Consider the following 17,578-nt stretch of genomic DNA (forward strand, 5'->3'; position numbering starts at 1 on the left):
CATGTGCAGACTGACTGTTTCCTGGGCGAGAGAGCCAACGGCGCCGCCGCCCTTTATCTTGCCCTCCCTCCAGGTCTTTCCAGAGGCTCCCCTCCCCCACGCCAGGACACAGCCTACCGGCCCAGAAAGACGCCCACCCACCCCCGCGCTCATGGCGCGTCCCCCATCGCCACGGCGACGAAAAGATCAGCGGCGCCGGGATCGGCTGCGGCCCCGGCCGCATGCACGGTGTCTCGCTGGCGCGGCGATATCTGCGCAAAGACGCTGTAGCTCGCCACCGGTGGCTTTGCAGTCGGAGCGCCGCCAACCTGCAGTCGGGGCGCGAGCGCGGCGATGTAGGCCGTCGTCTCGCTCGGCAGCGGCCGGCCCGAGGAACGCGCTTCGATGTAGCGACCGGCCCCCGCGCTGTAGGCGGCCAACATCCCGACTGGCCCGAACCGGTCGTACAGCTCGCGCAGGTAGGTGGCGCCGGCGAGGACATTGTCCGCCACATCGAACGGCGATGGACCTAGCCCCAGCCGTTCGCGAAAGGTCGCCCAGGTCGCCGGCATGAGCTGCATGAGGCCCATCGCGCCCTTCACCGAGACGGCGCAGGGATAGCGCGCACTCTCGTGGTTGATGACGGCCTCGAGCCACGTCGGCGGCACGCCGGAGCGGGCCGAAGCGGCCGACACGGTGTGCTCCAGATCGGCCGACGACAGCCGCGGACAGGCCATGGACCCGGCTGTCGAATGACCGGCCGACAGCAGGGAAAGCACCATCCCGATGACGGGCAAGGCTGCCACGCGCGTCGAACGCTTCAAGCCCAGGGCGCGCCCTTGACCCGTTCGCCGCCTCGTGGCGGAGGACATTGTGATCGGGACGAGGGAGCGGTCGATCCCTTGATCGAACAAGAGAGCATGACCAAGGACGGAAGGGAGCTGCCGGCTCAATACCGCCTCTCCACCCACAGAGGCGCCGCCAGACCGAGGATAGCGGACCGTGGCACTGGACCGAAGTAGCGGCTGTCGAGGGAGCCCGGGGCGGAGTTGAGAAGGAAGACCTCGCCCTCTCCCAGACGCGCGCATCCACTCCAGCGCGGCAGAAGCTCCCCACGCCGGCCACGCGGCAGCGCGAGCCCGATGGGTTGTCCGTCGACCGCTACCGTGGCGCCCGTGCGGCAGACGGTGGACGGCGGCAAGGCGGCGATGTGCTTGATCAGCGGGACGCCCAGGGGAGCGTAGCCGCGCAGGTCGAGCCAACGCGCCAGCGCCGGCGGTGGCTGGACGACGACAAGGTCTCCGCGCTTGAGCGGGTCTCTCGATGCAAGCCGATAGAGGCCTGTGGGCGCGCTGGCTGTGGCGTTCCAGATCAGCCAGGGACGAGGTGGGGGGGCGGCTAGCACCGCGATGGCGGCCACGCCGAGGATGGCGATGCGCTTCATGACTGAAGGTCTCGCCGGGCCAGCCAGGCCGCATGGCGATCAAGGGCGTAGGCTCGAACCGGCAGACCGACGGACAGGCGGTGGTGAACCACGCGCCAGTGGTCGACGCAGGCTGCCGAGGGATCGAGCCCGAGGTCCTCGACCTGGTCGATGGCCGCCAGGACCTGCTGGACCCGGGGCCAGCCCGACAGGTTCAGCAACACCTCGCCACCTGGCGTAACGCCGGCCGCCGTCGTGATCGCGCCTCCCCTCGGGACGGTCCGCAAGATGGCGATGCGCGAAACCGTTGTGCCGTAGTCGCCGGCCGCCCACCGCACGAATCCGAATACGGCGCCTGGGGCGAAACCGAGGAAGCGTGTGCGGCGGTCGAGGATCAGCTCGTCGGCAGGAGCGCCGAAGCGGATCCACCGCTCGACCACGCCCGGCTGATGCACCAGCTCCGCCCAGGTGAGGCTTGCCGCGCCCGGCCGCCCAACCAGACCTGGCGGCAACGCCGAGGCCGCGCGGCCCGCCACGGGCGACGGATTGACCGGCGCCATCAGCGCGCCCCGATGTTGGGGTGGCGCCTGGCCGGGAACACCCGGCCGACGCCGGGATCGCTGGTCGAGGCCTTCGTCCCGCGCTCCGCCCAGGCCTGCAGGTCGCTAAGGGCGTAGACCACGCGCCCGCCGATCTTCTTGTAGGTCGGCCCCGTCCCGTAGGTCCGGTGCTTCTCGAGCGTCCGTCCTGATAGGCCGAGGAAGCGCGCGGCCTCTGGGGTCCTCAGGTAGCGGGGCGGAAGGGCGGCGGCGATGTCGCTCACAGTACGGCTCCTGGCTGTGTGGGGCCGTGGCCGGCGAAGGCCTCGGCGTCCCGGCCAGGAAATCGGAGCCGACCCCTTCAAGGGGATGGCGAAGCTTGGGGGGACCGGTTTTCGCCACCCCTGCGCCGCCCGCCACAGAGAGTTGGCCCGGCGGGGGAAGCCGCCGGGCCAGGGACGCGATCAGACGGCTTCCAGCAGCCGCCGAGCCTTCGTCTCTAGGTCCAGCCGGACGTCCTGATGCGCCTTGCTCCGCGCCACGGCGGTGATGCCCTGCACGAAGTCGAAGACGCTCTGCGGCGGATGGCCTTCCTCGGCCAGGACGGTGTCGATCACCTTGATCGTCTCGGCCTTGCTGAACCCGCGGCTCTTCAGGAAGGCGCGGCGGTCGTCGTCGTCACGCGCGACGATCTTGTCCCGCGCCGCGCGGATGCCGGCGATGAAGGGCGCCGGACTGGCGTTGGCGAAGGCGTCGAGCGCTGGCGCGGCTTCGTGGGCGAAGCGGCTCGCCACGTACTTGGAGTGGCGCAGGGTGAGCTCCTGGAAGTCCTCGACGCCCCAGAGATTGCGGTTCTGGCACACCGCCCGGAGGTAGAAGCTGGCCAGGCCCAGGGTCTTGGAGCCGACCTCGGAGTTCCAGCAGTAGAAGCCGCGGAAGTAGAGATCCGGCGCTCCGTCGGCCAGTTTGCCAGCCTCGATGGGATTGAGATCGTCCACCAGGAACATGAAGACGTCCCGGTCGCCGGCGTAGAGGGTGGTGGTCTCCTTCGTCACGTCGACCATCGGATTGTAGGTCATGGTCGACCAGTCGAGCACGCCGGGCACCTTCCACCGCGTATCGCCGACACCGTTCCCGGCGATGCGTTGCACCGCGGACACCAGCTCGTGGTCGAAGATCCGCCCATAGTCTGGTCCGGTGACGGCCCGGAGTTCCAGTCGGCCGTCGTCGGTCTGCAGGGTCTTGACCTGCTCGGCGCGATGATTGGTCAGGCCGTACTGCAGATTGATGCCGGCCAGGGAGGCCGGAAGCTGTCGCAGATAGGCCGCCGGCGCGCCGACCAGGCTCGCGAGCTGCCCGAAGCTCCAGTGCGTCGGCGACAGAGGCTCGGCGCCGCCGGGAAGCTCCAGCCGCAAGGTCTCGGCATCGTCGCGGCCCGCGATCACCCGGATGGCGGCGCTTTCGATGACCTGGGTCCGGGACCGTTCCGCGCGACCGCGCACCGACGCGTAGAGGTCGTCGAGCGAGAGGAACCGCTCGTCGTCGCTGCGGGAGAACCACTCCGACGAAACCCGCGAGATGTTCCGGCCTCGGCTGATATCGACCCGATGGGCCTGGGCGCCGGGCGCAACTTGGTTGTCCATGGCTTGCATGGTCTTGATCCTTGATTTGGAGGGTGGCGCGCCCCGCCGGCGGCGGGGCGCTTGAGGCCCGGTCAGGCGGCGCGGCGGGACCAGATCAGGCTGTAGCCTTCCTCGGCGTCCACCAGGCTGGCGAAGATCGGAGCGGGGAAGCTCGGGTCGTCCAGCTTGACCGACAGGTAGCTGTTGTTGTCGCGGGAGGTCTTCTTCCAGGCCGCGCCGAACTCGGTGGCGCCGGCGAAGATGCGGTAGTCCGGGCCCTTGTCGTTGTCCGTCTCGACGGGCTTGAACTGGGCGGTCTTGACGTTGAGCGTCAGGGTCTTGATTGAGCCCGAGAAGGAGCCGTCTTCGCTCTTGGTGAAGGTTCCGATGGTGGCCATTGAGGTATCTCCTGTCTGCTTCGGACCGCGCTCATCGCGGCCTCGACGGCGATCAGGAGGACGAGGGGCGGTCGGGACCGCAGCCGCAGGCCCGCAGCGTCAGCGAAGGACGGCAGAGCCGGCGTTTCTTGTCTCGCGAGGAGGCGCCTCAAGCGCCGGGGAAGAAACAGAGGCGCCGCTGTTGCGGAGACCGATCGGGGGCTTTCCCAGCCCCGAACCCTTCGGCCCGATCAGGCCAGAGAGACCGCATGAGCCGGTGCGGCCAGACACGGGACCACAACAGTCACCCCGCCATCACCAGGACCGCAAGGGAGCGTTTCGACGCCGAACCGCTGGCGGCGCCCATCCACTCGCCCAGCCCTCCGCGGCGCAGGACATGGACTGGACAATGCACGCCGCCGGCGCGCCCGGCCGCCGCCCGAACACCTCCCCGCGACATCGCGAAACGTCCGGCAGAAGCGACCACATCTCGCCGCATCGACGTCGGGGAGTGGTCTCGCCGACGCCTAAGCCCTTCGCTCCACGCCGCCCAGACACCGGCGCCCAAAGCCGCCCGCCGCACAGCCCTTCCACCAACATCAGCCCGCGACCACTCCCCTGGGAATCAACGCCGCCCTCTGCGCCGTCGTAGCCCCGCGTGTCGTCCTCAGGTCTGGGAACTCCGGACAGGCGGGATCACGTCCCTTGGGCGGACAGGGGGGCGAGGTCCAGCCGCAGATCCAGGACCGCATCGCCGTCGATCGGCGCCGGCGACCGGGCGTCGAAGTTGGAGACGGTGACGCCAACCAGGCGTACGCCCCGTGCTGGAGGGAAGAACGAACGGATCAGTCCGAGGCTGGCCGCCCGCAAGCCCTCGCGAGCGCCGACCGGCCGGGCGAAGGACTGTCGACGGGTCGACTGCTGGAAGTCCGACCACTTGACCTTGACGGTCACGGTACGCCCGAACTGGCCGGTCCTCTCGCACCAGGCCCAGACGTCGTCGGCCATCTCCAGGACGCCGGCTTCGATCCTGGCGGGGTCCAGATAGTCGTCGTCGAAGGTGGTCTCCGATCCGGACGACTTGCGCTCGCGGTGCGGATTGACCGGCCGGTGGTCCTCGCCGCGGGCGATCCCATAGTACCAGGCGCCGGCCTTGCCGAAGCGCGACTGCAGGTCTGAGCGCGACCAGGCCTTCAGGTCCGCCCCGGTGGCGATGCCCAGCTCGTGCATCCTCGCCGCCGTCGCGGGGCCGACGCCGTGGAACTTCGCCACCGGCAAAGCCTCCACGAATGCAGGCCCCTCGCTCGGCTGGATGGCGAACTGGCCGTTGGGCTTGCGCTGACCTGACGCCAGTTTGGCCAGGAACTTGTTGTAGGAAACACCCGCGGAAGCATTGAGCCCCGTCTCCTCCAGGATGCGCGCACGGATGGCCTTGGCGGTCAGCCACGCGGTCGGCAGGCCGGCCTTGTTGGCGCTGACATCGAGATAGGCCTCGTCGAGGGCAAGTGGCTCCACCACGTCCGTGAACTCGGCGAAGACAGCGTGAATCTGGGCGGAGACGGCCCGGTAGACATCGAACCGTGGCGGCACGAAGATCAATTCCGGACACCGCCGCAGCGCCGTCGCCGACGCCAGCGCGGAGTGCACCCCGAACCGGCGCGCTTCGTAGCTAGCCGCCGCGACGACCCCGCGCCGGGCGCCGTGGCCGACCGCCACCGGGCGGCCCGCCAGGTCGGGGTTATCCCTCTGCTCGACCGATGCGTAGAACGCATCCATGTCGACGTGGATGATCTTCCTGGGCGGCTCGGACATGGCTGTCCGACGCTAGCATGCGACGAACAGGCCCTGAACCGCCGCCCGCCCAATGCTGACAGGCCCTCATCCCGCCGATCAGGTCGACTTCCTGCGGCTGGACCTGGACGCCTTCGGAGCCGCGGGCGCGCCGCCACGCCCCTTTTGGCCAAGACCCAGACTCTTCGCCATGGCCGATCGGGCGGCGCTGTAGTTGGCCGACACCATCGGATAGTCGGCGGGCAGACCCCATTTCTCCCGGTATTGCTCCGGCGTGAGCCCGCGCGTGGCCAAGTGACGGCGGAGCGTCTTGTAGGGCCGGCCGTCCTCGAAGCTGACCAGGGCTTCGGCCGTGATCGACTTCCTCACCTGCCCCACCGGCATGCGCTTGGCCGCGGCCGGCGCCTCCGCTTCCACAGCCCCATCCTCCGGGCCCGCCTCCGGCACGGCCTTCACCGCCGCCAGGCTGGACGCGATCTGCTGCACGACCGTCGGGATTTCAGCAGGCGTGACGTGTGAGTTGGAAAAGTAGGCGGCGGCCACCTCGGCCACGAGTTCTTGCAGTCGTTCCGAATCGGCCACCAGCGCGCTCCCAAAACTGTTCAATGCGCACGAGAGTGAAGCCTCCGGGCCGGACAAATCAAGCCGCCCAGCAACCTATTCTTCGCGGCGAGCGTCTCCGAAATACGCATGAAGCTTGGGATCGATTGAATATCTTGCTGCCGCCCGGCGCCATTTCTCAGCATCCTCGCCCATAGAGAGCAGAGTGGCGCGATCAGTCACTTTGGCGATCCGCCAGTTCAGATGCTTGGTACGGACAACCCTGCGAGCAGCGGCGCATAGTTGCCCAGCCGGTCCGAGATGAATTCGACGAACAGCCGCACGCGCTTAGTCTTGCGCGTCTCGCCATGGGTGAGCATCCAGAGCGCGCCGTTTATACGCGGGGCGAGGCCCGGAGCCTGCAGCAGCAGAGGGTCAGGGTCGCCGACGAAGCAGGGTAGCCTTGTCAGGCCGATCCCTTGCCTAACGGCGGCGATCTGGGCCTCGGCGTCCTGGGCCCGAAGCGGGACCCGCCGGATTGCAACTCGCCGAATTCTCATGACGTCGCCCTGCCCTCACTACTCGCGGCGGATGCGCGTCAAGCCGCCTCAGAGGGAAGGCCTCATTGAAGAAGGCCTTGAGCATGACCTCATCGACCATGCCGCTCCGATCGAGCCTGGCTGCGACAGGCCGATCTTCGTGGGACAAGCCAGTCGCGAGCATCCTGATGCCAGACCCCGACGACCCGGTCGCTATCGGCCTTCCTTGCCGGACTGCTGCTTCATGAGGCGCCACCGCGCATACTGATCGGCCTTCGCCGGATCGGGGTCCTCGTAGCCCTGGAGCCAGAAGCTGTACCAATCGACGTTCAACTGCTGGGAGGCCAGGCGCTCCAGGGGCTTCACCAACACGTGTGTGCCGCGCGGATAGATGTACCAATCGACCGGCTTTCCGAGGCGCTTCAGCACGGCATAGGTGTCCCAGGCCGGGGAAAGGTAATCCCCGCCGAGCTGCTCGATGAGCAAGGGTGTGCGGACGCGGTCGAGATGGAAGAAGGCGCTGTTGGCGAGCCAAAGCTTCAAGCCCTCGCCCGCTGGCGGGGCGTCGCCCATCAGACTGTCGTAGTATTCAAGTCCGCTCGCCCCATCCCCCCGCCCGACCTGGCCGCCGTAGCCGAACAGCGTGACGCTATCGCCGTCCGCCGTCGTGGCGGCTGCGATCGGATAGGTGGAGAAGGCCATCATCTGGTCGACGAACATGCCCGTGTAGCTCCAACCGATCAGGCCGACACGCGAGCGGTCGATCAGCCCCCGAGCGTCGAGGGTGTCGATGATCCCCTCGATCCCGGCCTGGGCGGCGGTCAGCTCGAAGTGCGTGCCGCCACCCTTGTGGAGCTCGCCCATCTGCACGACGACGAAGCCACGGCCGGCCAGGGCCTGGGCCGTAAACGGCCCAGGCGCGGCGCCCTCGAAGACGAAGGCGTGCGGCTGGAAGCCGTGGGTCTGCACCACCAGGGGATAACGGACGCCGGGCCGATAGCCCACCGGGAGGATGAGGTCTCCGGACCAATCCTGCCCGTCGCGGCCGCGCCAATGGAATTCCTCCTGACGGCCAAAGGTGATGCCGCGGAACTGCGGGTTGAGGTCGGTGATCGCGCGGGAACGGCCGGTTTTGAGGTCACGACCGACAATCTCGGGAACGCGGTCATAGTCCTGATCGAAGGCCAGCCGCAGACGCTCCGTGGAGCTGTGCGCCTCCACGGTGGCGGCGCTCCAGCCGCCTGCCGCGCGGGAATAGGTGACCTCTTGCGCCGCCGCGCCGTCCGCTTGCGGAACCGTCACCACAATGCGATCGGCGCCGATCGCGCGCAGCCCTGTGATCCGCGGCCCGGTCGCTGACAGCTTCGCCACGGTCCTGGTCTCGCCCGTCGCCACGTCGGCCTCGAGGATCGCGGGATCGGCGGGGGGACCCTCCCCCGCCGCGCCCATCCGGATGTTGGCGACGGCGACCCGATGCGCATCCAGCCAGGCGATGCCAGGTGCGCCCGCGGCCCAGGGCCCGAGGGGGCCGACGGGGCCGCCCGCGAGCGGACGCTCGGCGCCGGTCGCGAGGTCGTAGAGCACGAACTGGCGGGCGCAACTCCCGCTCACCCCGCAGGGCGTCACCACAGGGACTGAGCCTGGACCGCCGGAGGCGAGTGTGGCCCAGGCCGGATCCGCCCGGAACGGCCGAAGGGCGAGCGCGTGTCGCCCGTCGGGGGACATCCGGAACAGAGGTTCGAACAAGTCCTCGAACGACGCACCCAACGGCTTCGGCGAGCCGTTTCCGTCGGTGTCGGCGGCATAGAGCTGGTAGCGGGGTTGGATCCGGTCCCGTCCTTGCTGGAGGACCTCGTGCACGCTCCGATTTCGAAGCGGGAACGATGTCTTCGACCATTCCTCGTTCACATTGGGGACGGTGGCGACATAGACGACGCGGTCGACGCCGGGAATCACGTGGAAGTCCGTGACGCGCCGAGGGTGGTGGGTGAGCTGCCGCAGGCCCCCAGCAACCGGGTCGAAGGCGAAGACCTGGGCGGGAGCCTCGTCCACCGATGCGATGAAGCCGAGGGTGTGGCCGTCTGACAGCCAGGTCAGCTGGCTGATCGCCTCGATGTTGTCCGCCGAGGTGGTCCGCAGGACCTGGCGGGGCGTGGGCCTCGGGCCCTTACCATCCACATAGGCCAGGGCCGGCGCCGTATCATAGACCGAAAGGACGTAGATATTGCGTCCCGCCGCAAGGTCGCCCGTCTCCGTGGCGATGGCGAACCAGCGGCCATCGCCCGAAACCTTCACCGCTTCGGGCCCAAAGGCCGAAAGATAGACGTCCGGATCGATCAGGCGCGTCATCTCGACGATGTCGCGCACGGTCGGCGCACGACCTTCCGCGGGCGCCGCCGCAGCCGCCCCCGCGAGGGCGGCGGCGAACGCCAGCCCGAAAACCACACTACGCATCATTTGCCTCACCAGCGTTTCGTCAGGGCGACGGAGAAGAAGCGGCCGCGTGGGTCGGCGTTTTCGGCGTCGTAGCCGACCCCGTCCGTGTTGTTCACGAAGGGTGGGTCAGCATCGAAGAGGTTCTCGACGTTCATGGAGAGGCGCAGGCCTTCCAATCGCCGATCCCGATGGCTCGCCCCAAGGTCGTAGGTGAGCCCCAGGTCGACGGTGGTGAAGGAGTCCACGTCCCGCGCCGGCGCGCTCACCGTGTCCTTGTAGCCGGAGGTGAAGTTCACATCTGCTGAGGTCGAGAACGCTCCCCAGGTCCAAACTACGCTGTCGTGCATGTTCAGGCGGGCCGGATAGTGGACAGTCCCCACCAGCTCGACGACCCGGGACGATGCGCCAAAGGATTGGCTGTACTCGAACAGGTAGCTGGCGTTCAGGCTCAGATCGATCCGTCCGGCCGCGCCGACCTCGAACCCATAGGTCGCCTCAATGTCCAGGCCCCTCGTCCGGTTCCGCGCAGCGTTCTGCAGCCGAGTGTCGACGACGGCGCCCACGATCGCCGGCGTGCAGCTCGCCGGATCGCCGGAGAAACCCGGCGCCGAGCAGAGCGAAGTAAGCTGCGCCTGGCTTGGGTTGCGGGTCACGATGGAGGCGTATTGGGCCTCCTGGATCAGGACCGATCCGACGGCCGCCGGCGAGCTCACCCGGTTTCGGAAGTCCACGTCGAAGTAGGTGAGGCTGAGATGCAGGTCCTTCAGGGAAGGCGGCCTATAGGCGAGGCCGAACGTCCAATTGCGTGAGGTCTCGTTCTTCAGATCCGGCGCCACGCCGTCCAGAATGAGGACGGTGGTCTGGCCGGTGGGAGACTTGGGGTCCGTCAGGGCCAGCAGCCCCGAGCTCGGGGTGGCCCCAAGCGTCGTCAGATTGGGCGCGCGAAACGAGCGACCATACGCAGCCCGGGCCTCGAGCCCGACGACCGGGGACCAGGAAAGGCCAATCTTGGGATTGAAGCTGTTGGCGTCCGGGCGCCGGCTCGGGGTCGGCGCAAGCTCCTCGTCGCTATAGTGCTCGTAGCGTCCGGCGAGCGACAGGTTCAGGCCCTGGAATCCCGGGCGCGCATTCTCGGCGGACACCAGCGGCGCATCGAGCTCCGCGAAGGCGGCGTAGACCTCGCGACGCAGACGCTTGTCGGAGGCGTAACCCGGACCGGTGAAGGAGTCTCTGAAGCGCTCCTCTCGGAAGTCGAGCCCGGCCGCCACCTTGAGGTCCCCTCCCCCAAGCCGCGCGAGTGGCCCATCGACCACCGCGTTGGCGGACGAGACCGTAGAGTCGATGTGGGACTTGCTCGTCCCGTAAACGGCCTTGAGGGTCTGGGGATTGGTGAAGGAGCCGTCGCCGAAGGGATTGAAGGCGGTCTGGGGGTTGGAGTCCGCCAGGGCGACGGCGAGCTGGCCGAAGTCGACGGCCCCGTTGGTTCGCACGGTGAGCTCCCGGCTGGACGCGCCGTAGACGTTCAGTCGCCACTCGCGGGGAAGCCGCACTTCGGCGCCGGCCGCCCCTCCGTACGACTGCGTCGTCCCGTGCCCGATCGTCGGGCCGAAATCCTTCCCGAAGTCATAGCCCAGGATGGTCAGCCCCTGGTTCAGGGGATCCACGAAGAAGGCATTCGTGGAGGGCACCACGATGGGCGAGAAGAAGCTCCCGATGCGCTGATCGAAGACCCGGCGGGAATACCGAGCTTCGGCGAAGAGCTCGACCTTCTCGCTCACCTGCTGCCGCAGATGCCCGTAGAGGCTGTTGCGTTCCTGCTTGGGGAAGAGGTCCAAGGCCCAGTTGCCATCCCCAAGGTTCAATTGCCCAGGGATCAACTGGCCCGCCGTCAGATGACGCCCGTCCTGACCCGCCGGGATGGCGAAGACCGGCTGGAACGCCAGGTTGAAGATGTTGGCCGGGTTCGAATAGGGCCGCCGGAAGTCCGAGCCGCCGAGCGGACGCAGGTCCTGGCTGCGGGTGAACGGGCGGTCCGTGTAGCGCAGCCGGTCCTGCGAGAAGTACTCATAGGCGCCGAGGAAGCTCCCCCCGGTCCAGCTGTAGCCGATGGTCTGTGAGGCCAGGACCTGATTGAAGTCGCCGTGGCCCACGCCGGTGCGGAACCGGGTCTCGGCCCCTTCGAAGTCCTTCTTGAGGATGACGTTCACCACCCCCGCCACGGCGTCGGCGCCGTAGACCGCCGAAGCGCCGTCCGCCAGCACCTCCACCCGGTCGACCGCGGCCAGGGGGATGGACGACAGGTCGGTGAAGTTCGCGTCGAGCCCGGCGACCGGCAGCCGTCGGCCGTCGACGAGCACCAGGGTGGAGTCGGAGCCCAATCCCCGCAGATTCACACCCGTGGCGCCCGAGATATTCGAGCTGGCCTCGCCGATGACGGTGTTCTCGCCGATGCCGCCACGGAAATTCTGCGGAAGCCCATGCAGAACGTCCGAGAGGGTGATGTAGCCCCGCCGGTCCATCTCCGCGCGACCGACCACGATCAGCTCCGAACCCACCGGCGCCGAGCCGCGGATGTGGCTGCCCGTGACCGTCACTTCGCTGACTTGCGCCGGCTCATTGGCAGCGCCGGCCGCCGCGGCGTCCGGGGGGGGCACGGCGTTCCTCACGATCATCACGACCCCGGCCGGGGTCGTTTCTCCCCGAAGGCCCGAGCCCCTAAGAAGGACGCGGAGCGCTTCGGCGGGCTCGAAGGCGCCCTTGACGCCCGGCGCCTGACGACCCCGCACGAGGTCTTCGGTGAAGATGATCTGCTGGCCGGTTTGCCGACCGTAGTCCCGCAAGGCCCGGGACAGGGTCTCCGCGGGAATATCGTAGGTCCGCGGCTGCGCCGCAGCCGCGCTGGCAAGCGCGGAAAGCAGCGCGCCGCCGATCAAGGCCGTAGCCGTCAGCAGCCGACGACGATTACGAAGAGCCCCCATTTTGTTCCCCGATGGTCCAGCCGCTCGCATGCGGTTCGGGGTGGAGGACGCGCGACTTGCCCCTTCCCTCACGAAACCGTCGCGGTTTCGTCACTTTTTGCGCCGGATCACAACCTTGCCGTCTGGATCCTCCGTGGCCTCAACCGGGAGATAGCGCTCCACGGTATCGACGAAGCTCCCCACATCGCCGGCGTTGAAGACGCCGCTTATCCGCAGCGACGCCGCCGAGGGGTCCACCGTCACCGGCGCGCTGGCATAGCGGCTGATGCGTTGCGCGACGCTGGCCAAGGGCTCGTCCTCGAAGATCAGCTGACCCGCCTGCCAGGCGGTCACCCGATCGAGGCTCGCCACCTCGATGCGGGACGGCGCTTGCGGCTCGGAGACGAGTTCCTGCCCGGGCGTGAGCACCACCGACCCCGTGGGGCTTGCCCCCGGGCCCCGGGTCATCGGCGCCGCGTTGCGCGCCGGCCGGACGCCCAGAACCGTCACCCGCCCCTCGATCAGCGTGACCAGGACCCTTGGCCCCGCCAGGTCGATATTGAAGGCTGTGCCGGTGGCCACCACAGTCTGCTCGCGCGCCCGAACGGAGAACGGCCGCGTCACGTCGTGCGCCACATCGAAACGGGCCTGCCCGGAGAAGAGCTGGAGGCGGCGCGCGTCGCGGCTCAGTCGGACCACAACTTTCGATCCGGAATCCAGGGAGATCCGGGAGCCGTCCGCCAGGGTGACGACCCGGCGCTCACCGCGAGCAGTCTCGTAGGTCCGAGGCACCGCCACTCGCCCCGTCGCCACGAGCAGGCCGCCGCCCGCGCCGGCCGCGAGCACCAGACAGGCGGCCGCGGCCGCCGCCCACACGAGGCCTCGCCCTTTGCGACGCCGACTCTGCCGGCGCGCCCGGTTCAGGGCGTCACGGCGCGCGGCCATCAGCTCGGGCGACGCCGCGGCTTCCCCCACGGCCGACCAACCGGCCTGCACCCGGTCCCAGGCCGCCGTGTTCGCGGGGTCGGCGGAGATCCACGCCTCGAACCCCTCGGAGCTCTCGACACCAAGCTCGGTCAGGCGAGAGCGCCAGGCGCTCGCCTCCACGAGCCGCCGGGCGGCCGCCTCGTTTCGCACGCTGTTCGGCATCAGGCCTCGCCTCCGAACCGGGTCGCGAGATGCAGGATCGCCTTCATCACGTACTTCTCGACCGCCGAGACGCTGACCCCGTAGAGCAAGGCGATCTCCTTGTGCTTCAGCCCTTCGAGGCGATGCAGCAGATAGACGTCGCGCACCTTCTCGCCGAGTTCATCCAGCACCTTCATGACGTCGGCGACCTCGGTCCGGGCGAGTAAGACGCGCTCGGGGTTTCGATCCTCCAGAAATTCCCGGGTCACTTCGCTCACGAGGTTCTGATCGACGTCGCGCAGCGCAACTCCCCCGCGGGCCACCGCCTTGCGGCCTCGGTCGCGAAGCAGGTTGGTCGCCACCTTGAAGACGAAAGCTTCGGGATCCTCCGGCTGCTCCCGCTCGATGGAGGCGACAAGTCGGACGAAGGTCTCCTGCGTCCTCCGCCTCCGCGCGATCGCCGATCCGGCGGAGGAAGAAGCTCATCAACGGGCCTCGGAAGCGCGCATCGAGCCGAGCGACGAGCGCCTCCCGCGTCTCCCGGTGCGGCTGGTTGGAAGCCTGCATGCGCCCTCAAACCCCGGCCCGCAGACTGCCACGCGCAGGCTGCAGGGGAGAGGAAGACGCGCAAGCCTCAGCGCTCCTCAAGCCGCACGCCGCCTTTTTTCTTGCGACCGGCACTGCTTCGCCGTCGCGAACTTGACGCCACTCTCCATGGCCGCCTTGCCCTCCCGATGTCGGCGAACCCAGGGCCGCCCCTACCAGTGGTCGTCTCCGACGGTCGAGATGCGCAGTCCTGCCAGCACGAAGCTTAGCTGGCGCCCGACGAAGCATGCTCCAGCAATGGCTCGCCTCACCCGCCTGAGACGTCCCCCTCTCCGGTTCGGCGTCGGCGGGGTGATTAACTGCCGATCATCCTGACCCAGCGTGGCCAGGCTCCCCCGATGAAAGCTGGTCCCGTACTACGCCGGTGAGCTTGCGCCTCTCGTCGAGAGGATTTGCATTACCCGCGCGGCGATATCCTCGGCAGTCGCCACATCGCTGAAATGGGTCAGGTAGCCGCCATCTTCCCCCATGAGGAATGTCATCGCGGTGTGGGGAACGTCGTACGCGCCGTCCGCGTCGGCCGCCTCTCGGGCGGCATAAACCTTGTAGGCCGCCTTTATCGCGTCCACCTGCGCGCGGTCGCCGGTCAGCCCCAGGAACCGCGGGAAGCGGCTCTGCAGAAAGGCCCGCATCACCTGAGGCGTGTCCCGTTCTGGATCGACACTGACGTAGAGAGGCTGCAGCTGCTCGGCGACAGGCCCCATCAGCCCCAGGGCGCGGGACAGCTTTCCGAGGTTCTCGGGGCAGACCACCTTGCAGTGCGTGAAGCCGAAGAAGATCAGTGGACAGGACCCCAGGAAGGTGCGGTCCGTCACCGTGCGACCGTTGTGGTCGGTGAGCTGGAACGCGCCGCCAAGCTTCACCGACGGTCGGACGATCTGGGTCATGTTGACGCCCCCTGCCCTTAAACCCAGCGCAGGACCAGGTCGACCGGACGGGACACGTGCAGTTCGACGACCAGCGCCCCATCCTCGAACCAGACCTGCTTGGCGTGGGTCTCGGTTGCGTGCGGGGCGCCGTGCGCCAGCTCGACGCCATCGACCTCCAGCGTCCAGTCCAGGCCCTGGCGACGGACGTTGGCGAATGCGAAGCGAGCCGGGCCGCCGGCGGCCCCATGCGGCGGGCGCGCCGTGACCACCAGGGCGTTGCGATCGGCGAGGAAGGCCGCGCGGGCGACATCGATCTCGCGTGACACATCGGCGAGGTGCGGCTGCGCGAGCCGCGTGCGCGCCCAGTCGGCGTTGTACAGCTGGTTGAGGCCGCCCCGTCTGTTCAGGCGCGCGTAGGCGAAGTTGGCGTTCCCGGAGAGCGGAGTCACGCCGACGAACCTGCCGTCGACCCAGGTGTCATCGTTGCGGGGGTAGTAGTATCCGCCGTCCTTCCAGGTCGGGTTCATGTTGCGATCGACGTAGTCCAGGATCTCTGGCAGACGCGGGTCGCCCCCTTCCGACAGGATCAGCGAGAACCATCCCCAGATGCCCGCGTGGCGCGGGTCCGGCCCGGAATATTCACGGACCCCCGGCGCGCCTTCGCCCCCCAGAATGCGCGCGCCCCGCCCGTAGCGTTTGCCGTCGGCGGCCATCTCGCGCTCGTTGATGATGACCAGCGAGCCCTCGCCGTCGCGGTCGAGCGCCGCGGCCGTGATGTAGTCATAGGTCGACAGGGCGTAGTCCGGGTTGGCCCCGTGCAGCGCCCAGTAGCTCCAGGGGGAGGCCACGTAGAAGCTGCCCGGCGCGGGCTCCGTGCTTCCGGGAGTCCGCGCTGGCGCGATGCGGTTCTGCGCCGCCAGCCACAGGAACGGGGTCTCTTGGCCGCGCCGATAGGCGCCGAAGCGCTCCCAGGCCTTGAAGTGCCCCGCCGCCGCCTCGTCCGCCCGCGAGCCGCCGAGGCGGGCGTCCTGCCACTTCAGCCCCCATAGCGGGAACTGGTTGCAGGTAACGAAAACTTCGTTCGGCTGGCAGGCCACGCCCATGTAGCCGTTTTCGACATGCTGCCAGTAGATGAGGTCGTTGAGCGTGAGCAGGCTGTACTCCGCGACGGACTTGCCGAAGCCGAAATCCTGGAAGCCTTCGAACCTCAGCGAACCGACCTCGTCGTACTTCGCGTCGTCGAAGAGGTAGGCGTAGAGCGCCGTCACGTGATTGAGGTGGCCGCTATACATCACGTTCTCTTTGACTACCGGGTCCCACCAAGGGGTCTGCGGCGCCGTCAGGTCCGGATTCCAAGCCGGGCTGCCCTGGCTCACGGCGAACCAATAGCTCCAGACGTCGGGGTGCTGCAGCTTGTGGATGGCACGATCCATGTCCGCCCTGAACACGCCCGGCGCGGCCGTCAGGTGATGCTGGTAGCCCTGGGCCAGCACGTGCGCCATGCCGGAGAGCTGGTAGTAGTAGGCGGTGAACTCGCCGAGCTGGGTGAAGTCGTTGCTGAGCATCGGTCCCCAGTCGCCGTCTTCGCGCCAGAGGACGTTGCGGACATGCCGCAGGTGCCCGGTCGCCTTCTCGTCGAGGACGGGCGCATCGGCGAACTCATCGCGGGCGCGAGCCGCAAGCCCGGCCCGCGATCCGGATCCAGGCGTCGACGGCGAGGCGGCCGGCTGGCCGGCGGCTTCAGGGCGCAGCGGAACCTCGAGGGCGGTCACAGTCTTCCTCCGCATCTGGCGCCGCCACTTCAATGGCTCGAGGCCACGCTACGCCCGGGATGATTGTCTGACAAGATGGACCCCCATCCCAATTTGATCAGCGTGGTTGCGCTCGGATCAGCACTCCTCATCACGCCGAATGCTTTGCAGGCGACGCGGTCGGCGCGGTGTCGTCATCGAGGTTCTTCCGCACCTTGTCAGACAATTTTGCCCGCGATCCGCAGATGGGGCGCCGCGGCAGGCTAGCGCCACCCGCGGCGTTCAGCCTCCAACCGGCGTGCGGGAAATCTCGCGCACATTGTGGGCGACGTGCGCCCGCGCCGCCCCCTCGGCGCGATCGGGATCGCCGGCGACGATGGCGGCGAGGATGGCGATGTAGTCGGCCACCACGACGGCGCGGTGCTCAAGCCCGGCGAGCTGGACGCGCATCGTATGGGTGCCGACCTGCTGCATCAGTTGCTGCAGGACCGGATTGTCCGCCAATTGCAGGAGGACTCGGTAGAAGCGGTTACGCTCCTGCGCGAACTCGAACGCATCGAAGCGCTCCGGCAGGGCCGCAAGGCGGCGAAGCTCCGCCTCCGCCAGAGACCGGGTTTCGCCGGCTGCGGTGTTGGCGGCCGCGAGGCGCGCCGCCAGACCGATCAGCACGTCCAGCACGGCAAGGGTCTGGAGATGCTCCTGCCGGTCCACCGCCCGGATGACGGCCCCCTTGTGACGCTGCAGGGTCACGACCCCTTCGGCGGCCAGCCGCGAGAGCGCTTCGCGCACCGAGCTGCGGCTCACCTGGAATCGTTGCGTCAGGGCGATCTCGGTGAGCCGCTGCCCTGGTCGGAACTCGCCGGTGTAGAGGCCGCGGATCACGGTCCGCCAGACGCGCGCCGCCGCCCCATCGTTGTGCGGCCGTTGCGCCGGCGGGCCGGCAGCGGCCTCTGTGTTCGATTCCGTGGTGGTCAAGCTGGCCGGGTCCTCAGCGCATCGATTGGCGCTCGCGCACGCGCAC

Annotated in this window: 16 protein-coding genes; all 16 read right to left on the reverse strand. The window is 68.4% G+C overall.

Going from position 1 to position 17,578, the window contains the following annotated elements; genetic code table 11:
• Positions 1-149: 149 nt before the first annotated feature.
• Positions 150-803, reverse strand: coding sequence for a lytic transglycosylase domain-containing protein (locus ACO2Q3_RS00730; RefSeq protein WP_423304436.1), 654 nt, complete (start codon positions 801-803; stop codon positions 150-152).
• Positions 804-928: 125 nt separating this feature from the next.
• On the reverse strand, positions 929-1,423 hold the full coding sequence (locus ACO2Q3_RS00735) for a S26 family signal peptidase (protein WP_423304437.1): 495 nt from the start codon (positions 1,421-1,423) through the stop codon (positions 929-931).
• The gene (locus ACO2Q3_RS00740; protein ID WP_423304438.1) at positions 1,420-1,962 is read right to left on the reverse strand and encodes a DUF2840 domain-containing protein; all 543 of its coding nucleotides are present in this window, start codon (positions 1,960-1,962) and stop codon (positions 1,420-1,422) included. Before ACO2Q3_RS00740 ends, ACO2Q3_RS00735 begins: the two co-directional genes overlap by 4 nt.
• Positions 1,962-2,225, reverse strand: coding sequence for a helix-turn-helix transcriptional regulator (locus ACO2Q3_RS00745; protein WP_423304440.1), 264 nt, complete (start codon positions 2,223-2,225; stop codon positions 1,962-1,964). The genes ACO2Q3_RS00740 and ACO2Q3_RS00745 overlap by 1 nt, the downstream gene beginning before the upstream one ends.
• Before the next feature lie 180 nt (positions 2,226-2,405).
• Positions 2,406-3,593, reverse strand: coding sequence for a DUF932 domain-containing protein (locus ACO2Q3_RS00750; RefSeq protein ID WP_423304441.1), 1,188 nt, complete (start codon positions 3,591-3,593; stop codon positions 2,406-2,408).
• 62 nt (positions 3,594-3,655) lie between these two features.
• Positions 3,656-3,961: a DUF736 domain-containing protein gene (locus tag ACO2Q3_RS00755; protein WP_423304442.1), complete on the reverse strand. Its 306-nt coding sequence runs from the start codon at positions 3,959-3,961 to the stop codon at positions 3,656-3,658.
• Between the two features lie 675 nt (positions 3,962-4,636).
• Positions 4,637-5,752 (reverse strand): DNA polymerase IV, encoded by a 1,116-nt coding sequence (gene dinB, locus ACO2Q3_RS00760; RefSeq protein ID WP_423304443.1) that lies wholly within the window; start codon positions 5,750-5,752, stop codon positions 4,637-4,639.
• A 78-nt stretch (positions 5,753-5,830) separates the two neighbouring features.
• A complete protein-coding gene (locus ACO2Q3_RS00765; RefSeq protein ID WP_423304444.1) occupies positions 5,831-6,313 on the reverse strand; it encodes a MucR family transcriptional regulator in 483 nt (160 codons plus the stop codon).
• A gap of 218 nt (positions 6,314-6,531) precedes the next feature.
• Complete coding sequence (locus ACO2Q3_RS00770; RefSeq protein ID WP_423304445.1) at positions 6,532-6,831, reverse strand: LysR substrate-binding domain-containing protein; 300 nt, start codon at positions 6,829-6,831, stop codon at positions 6,532-6,534.
• A gap of 192 nt (positions 6,832-7,023) precedes the next feature.
• Positions 7,024-9,264, reverse strand: coding sequence for an alpha/beta hydrolase family protein (locus ACO2Q3_RS00775; RefSeq protein ID WP_423304446.1), 2,241 nt, complete (start codon positions 9,262-9,264; stop codon positions 7,024-7,026).
• An 8-nt stretch (positions 9,265-9,272) separates the two neighbouring features.
• Complete coding sequence (locus ACO2Q3_RS00780) at positions 9,273-12,224, reverse strand: TonB-dependent receptor (protein WP_423304447.1); 2,952 nt, start codon at positions 12,222-12,224, stop codon at positions 9,273-9,275.
• Positions 12,225-12,314: 90 nt separating this feature from the next.
• Positions 12,315-13,352, reverse strand: a complete 1,038-nt coding sequence (locus ACO2Q3_RS00785; RefSeq protein WP_423304448.1) for a FecR family protein — start codon at positions 13,350-13,352, stop codon at positions 12,315-12,317.
• Positions 13,352-13,789 carry an RNA polymerase sigma factor gene (locus ACO2Q3_RS00790; protein WP_423305638.1) on the reverse strand — a complete coding sequence of 146 codons (438 nt, stop codon included), beginning with the start codon at positions 13,787-13,789 and terminating at the stop codon, positions 13,352-13,354. The genes ACO2Q3_RS00785 and ACO2Q3_RS00790 overlap by 1 nt, the downstream gene beginning before the upstream one ends.
• A 504-nt stretch (positions 13,790-14,293) precedes the next feature.
• Positions 14,294-14,824 carry an SCO family protein gene (locus ACO2Q3_RS00795; RefSeq protein ID WP_423304450.1) on the reverse strand — a complete coding sequence of 177 codons (531 nt, stop codon included), beginning with the start codon at positions 14,822-14,824 and terminating at the stop codon, positions 14,294-14,296.
• A 17-nt stretch (positions 14,825-14,841) separates the two neighbouring features.
• Positions 14,842-16,578: a hypothetical protein gene (locus ACO2Q3_RS00800; protein WP_423304451.1), complete on the reverse strand. Its 1,737-nt coding sequence runs from the start codon at positions 16,576-16,578 to the stop codon at positions 14,842-14,844.
• Between the two features lie 261 nt (positions 16,579-16,839).
• Positions 16,840-17,532, reverse strand: a complete 693-nt coding sequence (locus ACO2Q3_RS00805; RefSeq protein WP_423304452.1) for a GntR family transcriptional regulator — start codon at positions 17,530-17,532, stop codon at positions 16,840-16,842.
• Between the last annotated feature and the right edge of the window lie 46 nt (positions 17,533-17,578).

Origin of the sequence: Caulobacter sp. KR2-114, assembly GCF_049446115.1 — a bacterium.
GTDB lineage: Bacteria > Pseudomonadota > Alphaproteobacteria > Caulobacterales > Caulobacteraceae > Acaudatibacter.

Coding starts and splice junctions, on each gene's coding strand:
- ACO2Q3_RS00735 (WP_423304437.1), bottom strand. CDS start 1,423: ATGAAGCGCATCGCCATCCTCGGCGTGGCCGCCATCGCGGTGCTAGCC.
- ACO2Q3_RS00740 (WP_423304438.1), bottom strand. CDS start 1,962: ATGGCGCCGGTCAATCCGTCGCCCGTGGCGGGCCGCGCGGCCTCGGCG.
- ACO2Q3_RS00750 (WP_423304441.1), bottom strand. CDS start 3,593: ATGCAAGCCATGGACAACCAAGTTGCGCCCGGCGCCCAGGCCCATCGG.
- ACO2Q3_RS00755 (WP_423304442.1), bottom strand. CDS start 3,961: ATGGCCACCATCGGAACCTTCACCAAGAGCGAAGACGGCTCCTTCTCG.
- dinB (WP_423304443.1), bottom strand. CDS start 5,752: ATGTCCGAGCCGCCCAGGAAGATCATCCACGTCGACATGGATGCGTTC.
- ACO2Q3_RS00770 (WP_423304445.1), bottom strand. CDS start 6,831: ATGAGAATTCGGCGAGTTGCAATCCGGCGGGTCCCGCTTCGGGCCCAG.
- ACO2Q3_RS00775 (WP_423304446.1), bottom strand. CDS start 9,264: ATGCGTAGTGTGGTTTTCGGGCTGGCGTTCGCCGCCGCCCTCGCGGGG.
- ACO2Q3_RS00780 (WP_423304447.1), bottom strand. CDS start 12,224: ATGGGGGCTCTTCGTAATCGTCGTCGGCTGCTGACGGCTACGGCCTTG.
- ACO2Q3_RS00785 (WP_423304448.1), bottom strand. CDS start 13,352: ATGCCGAACAGCGTGCGAAACGAGGCGGCCGCCCGGCGGCTCGTGGAG.
- ACO2Q3_RS00795 (WP_423304450.1), bottom strand. CDS start 14,824: ATGACCCAGATCGTCCGACCGTCGGTGAAGCTTGGCGGCGCGTTCCAG.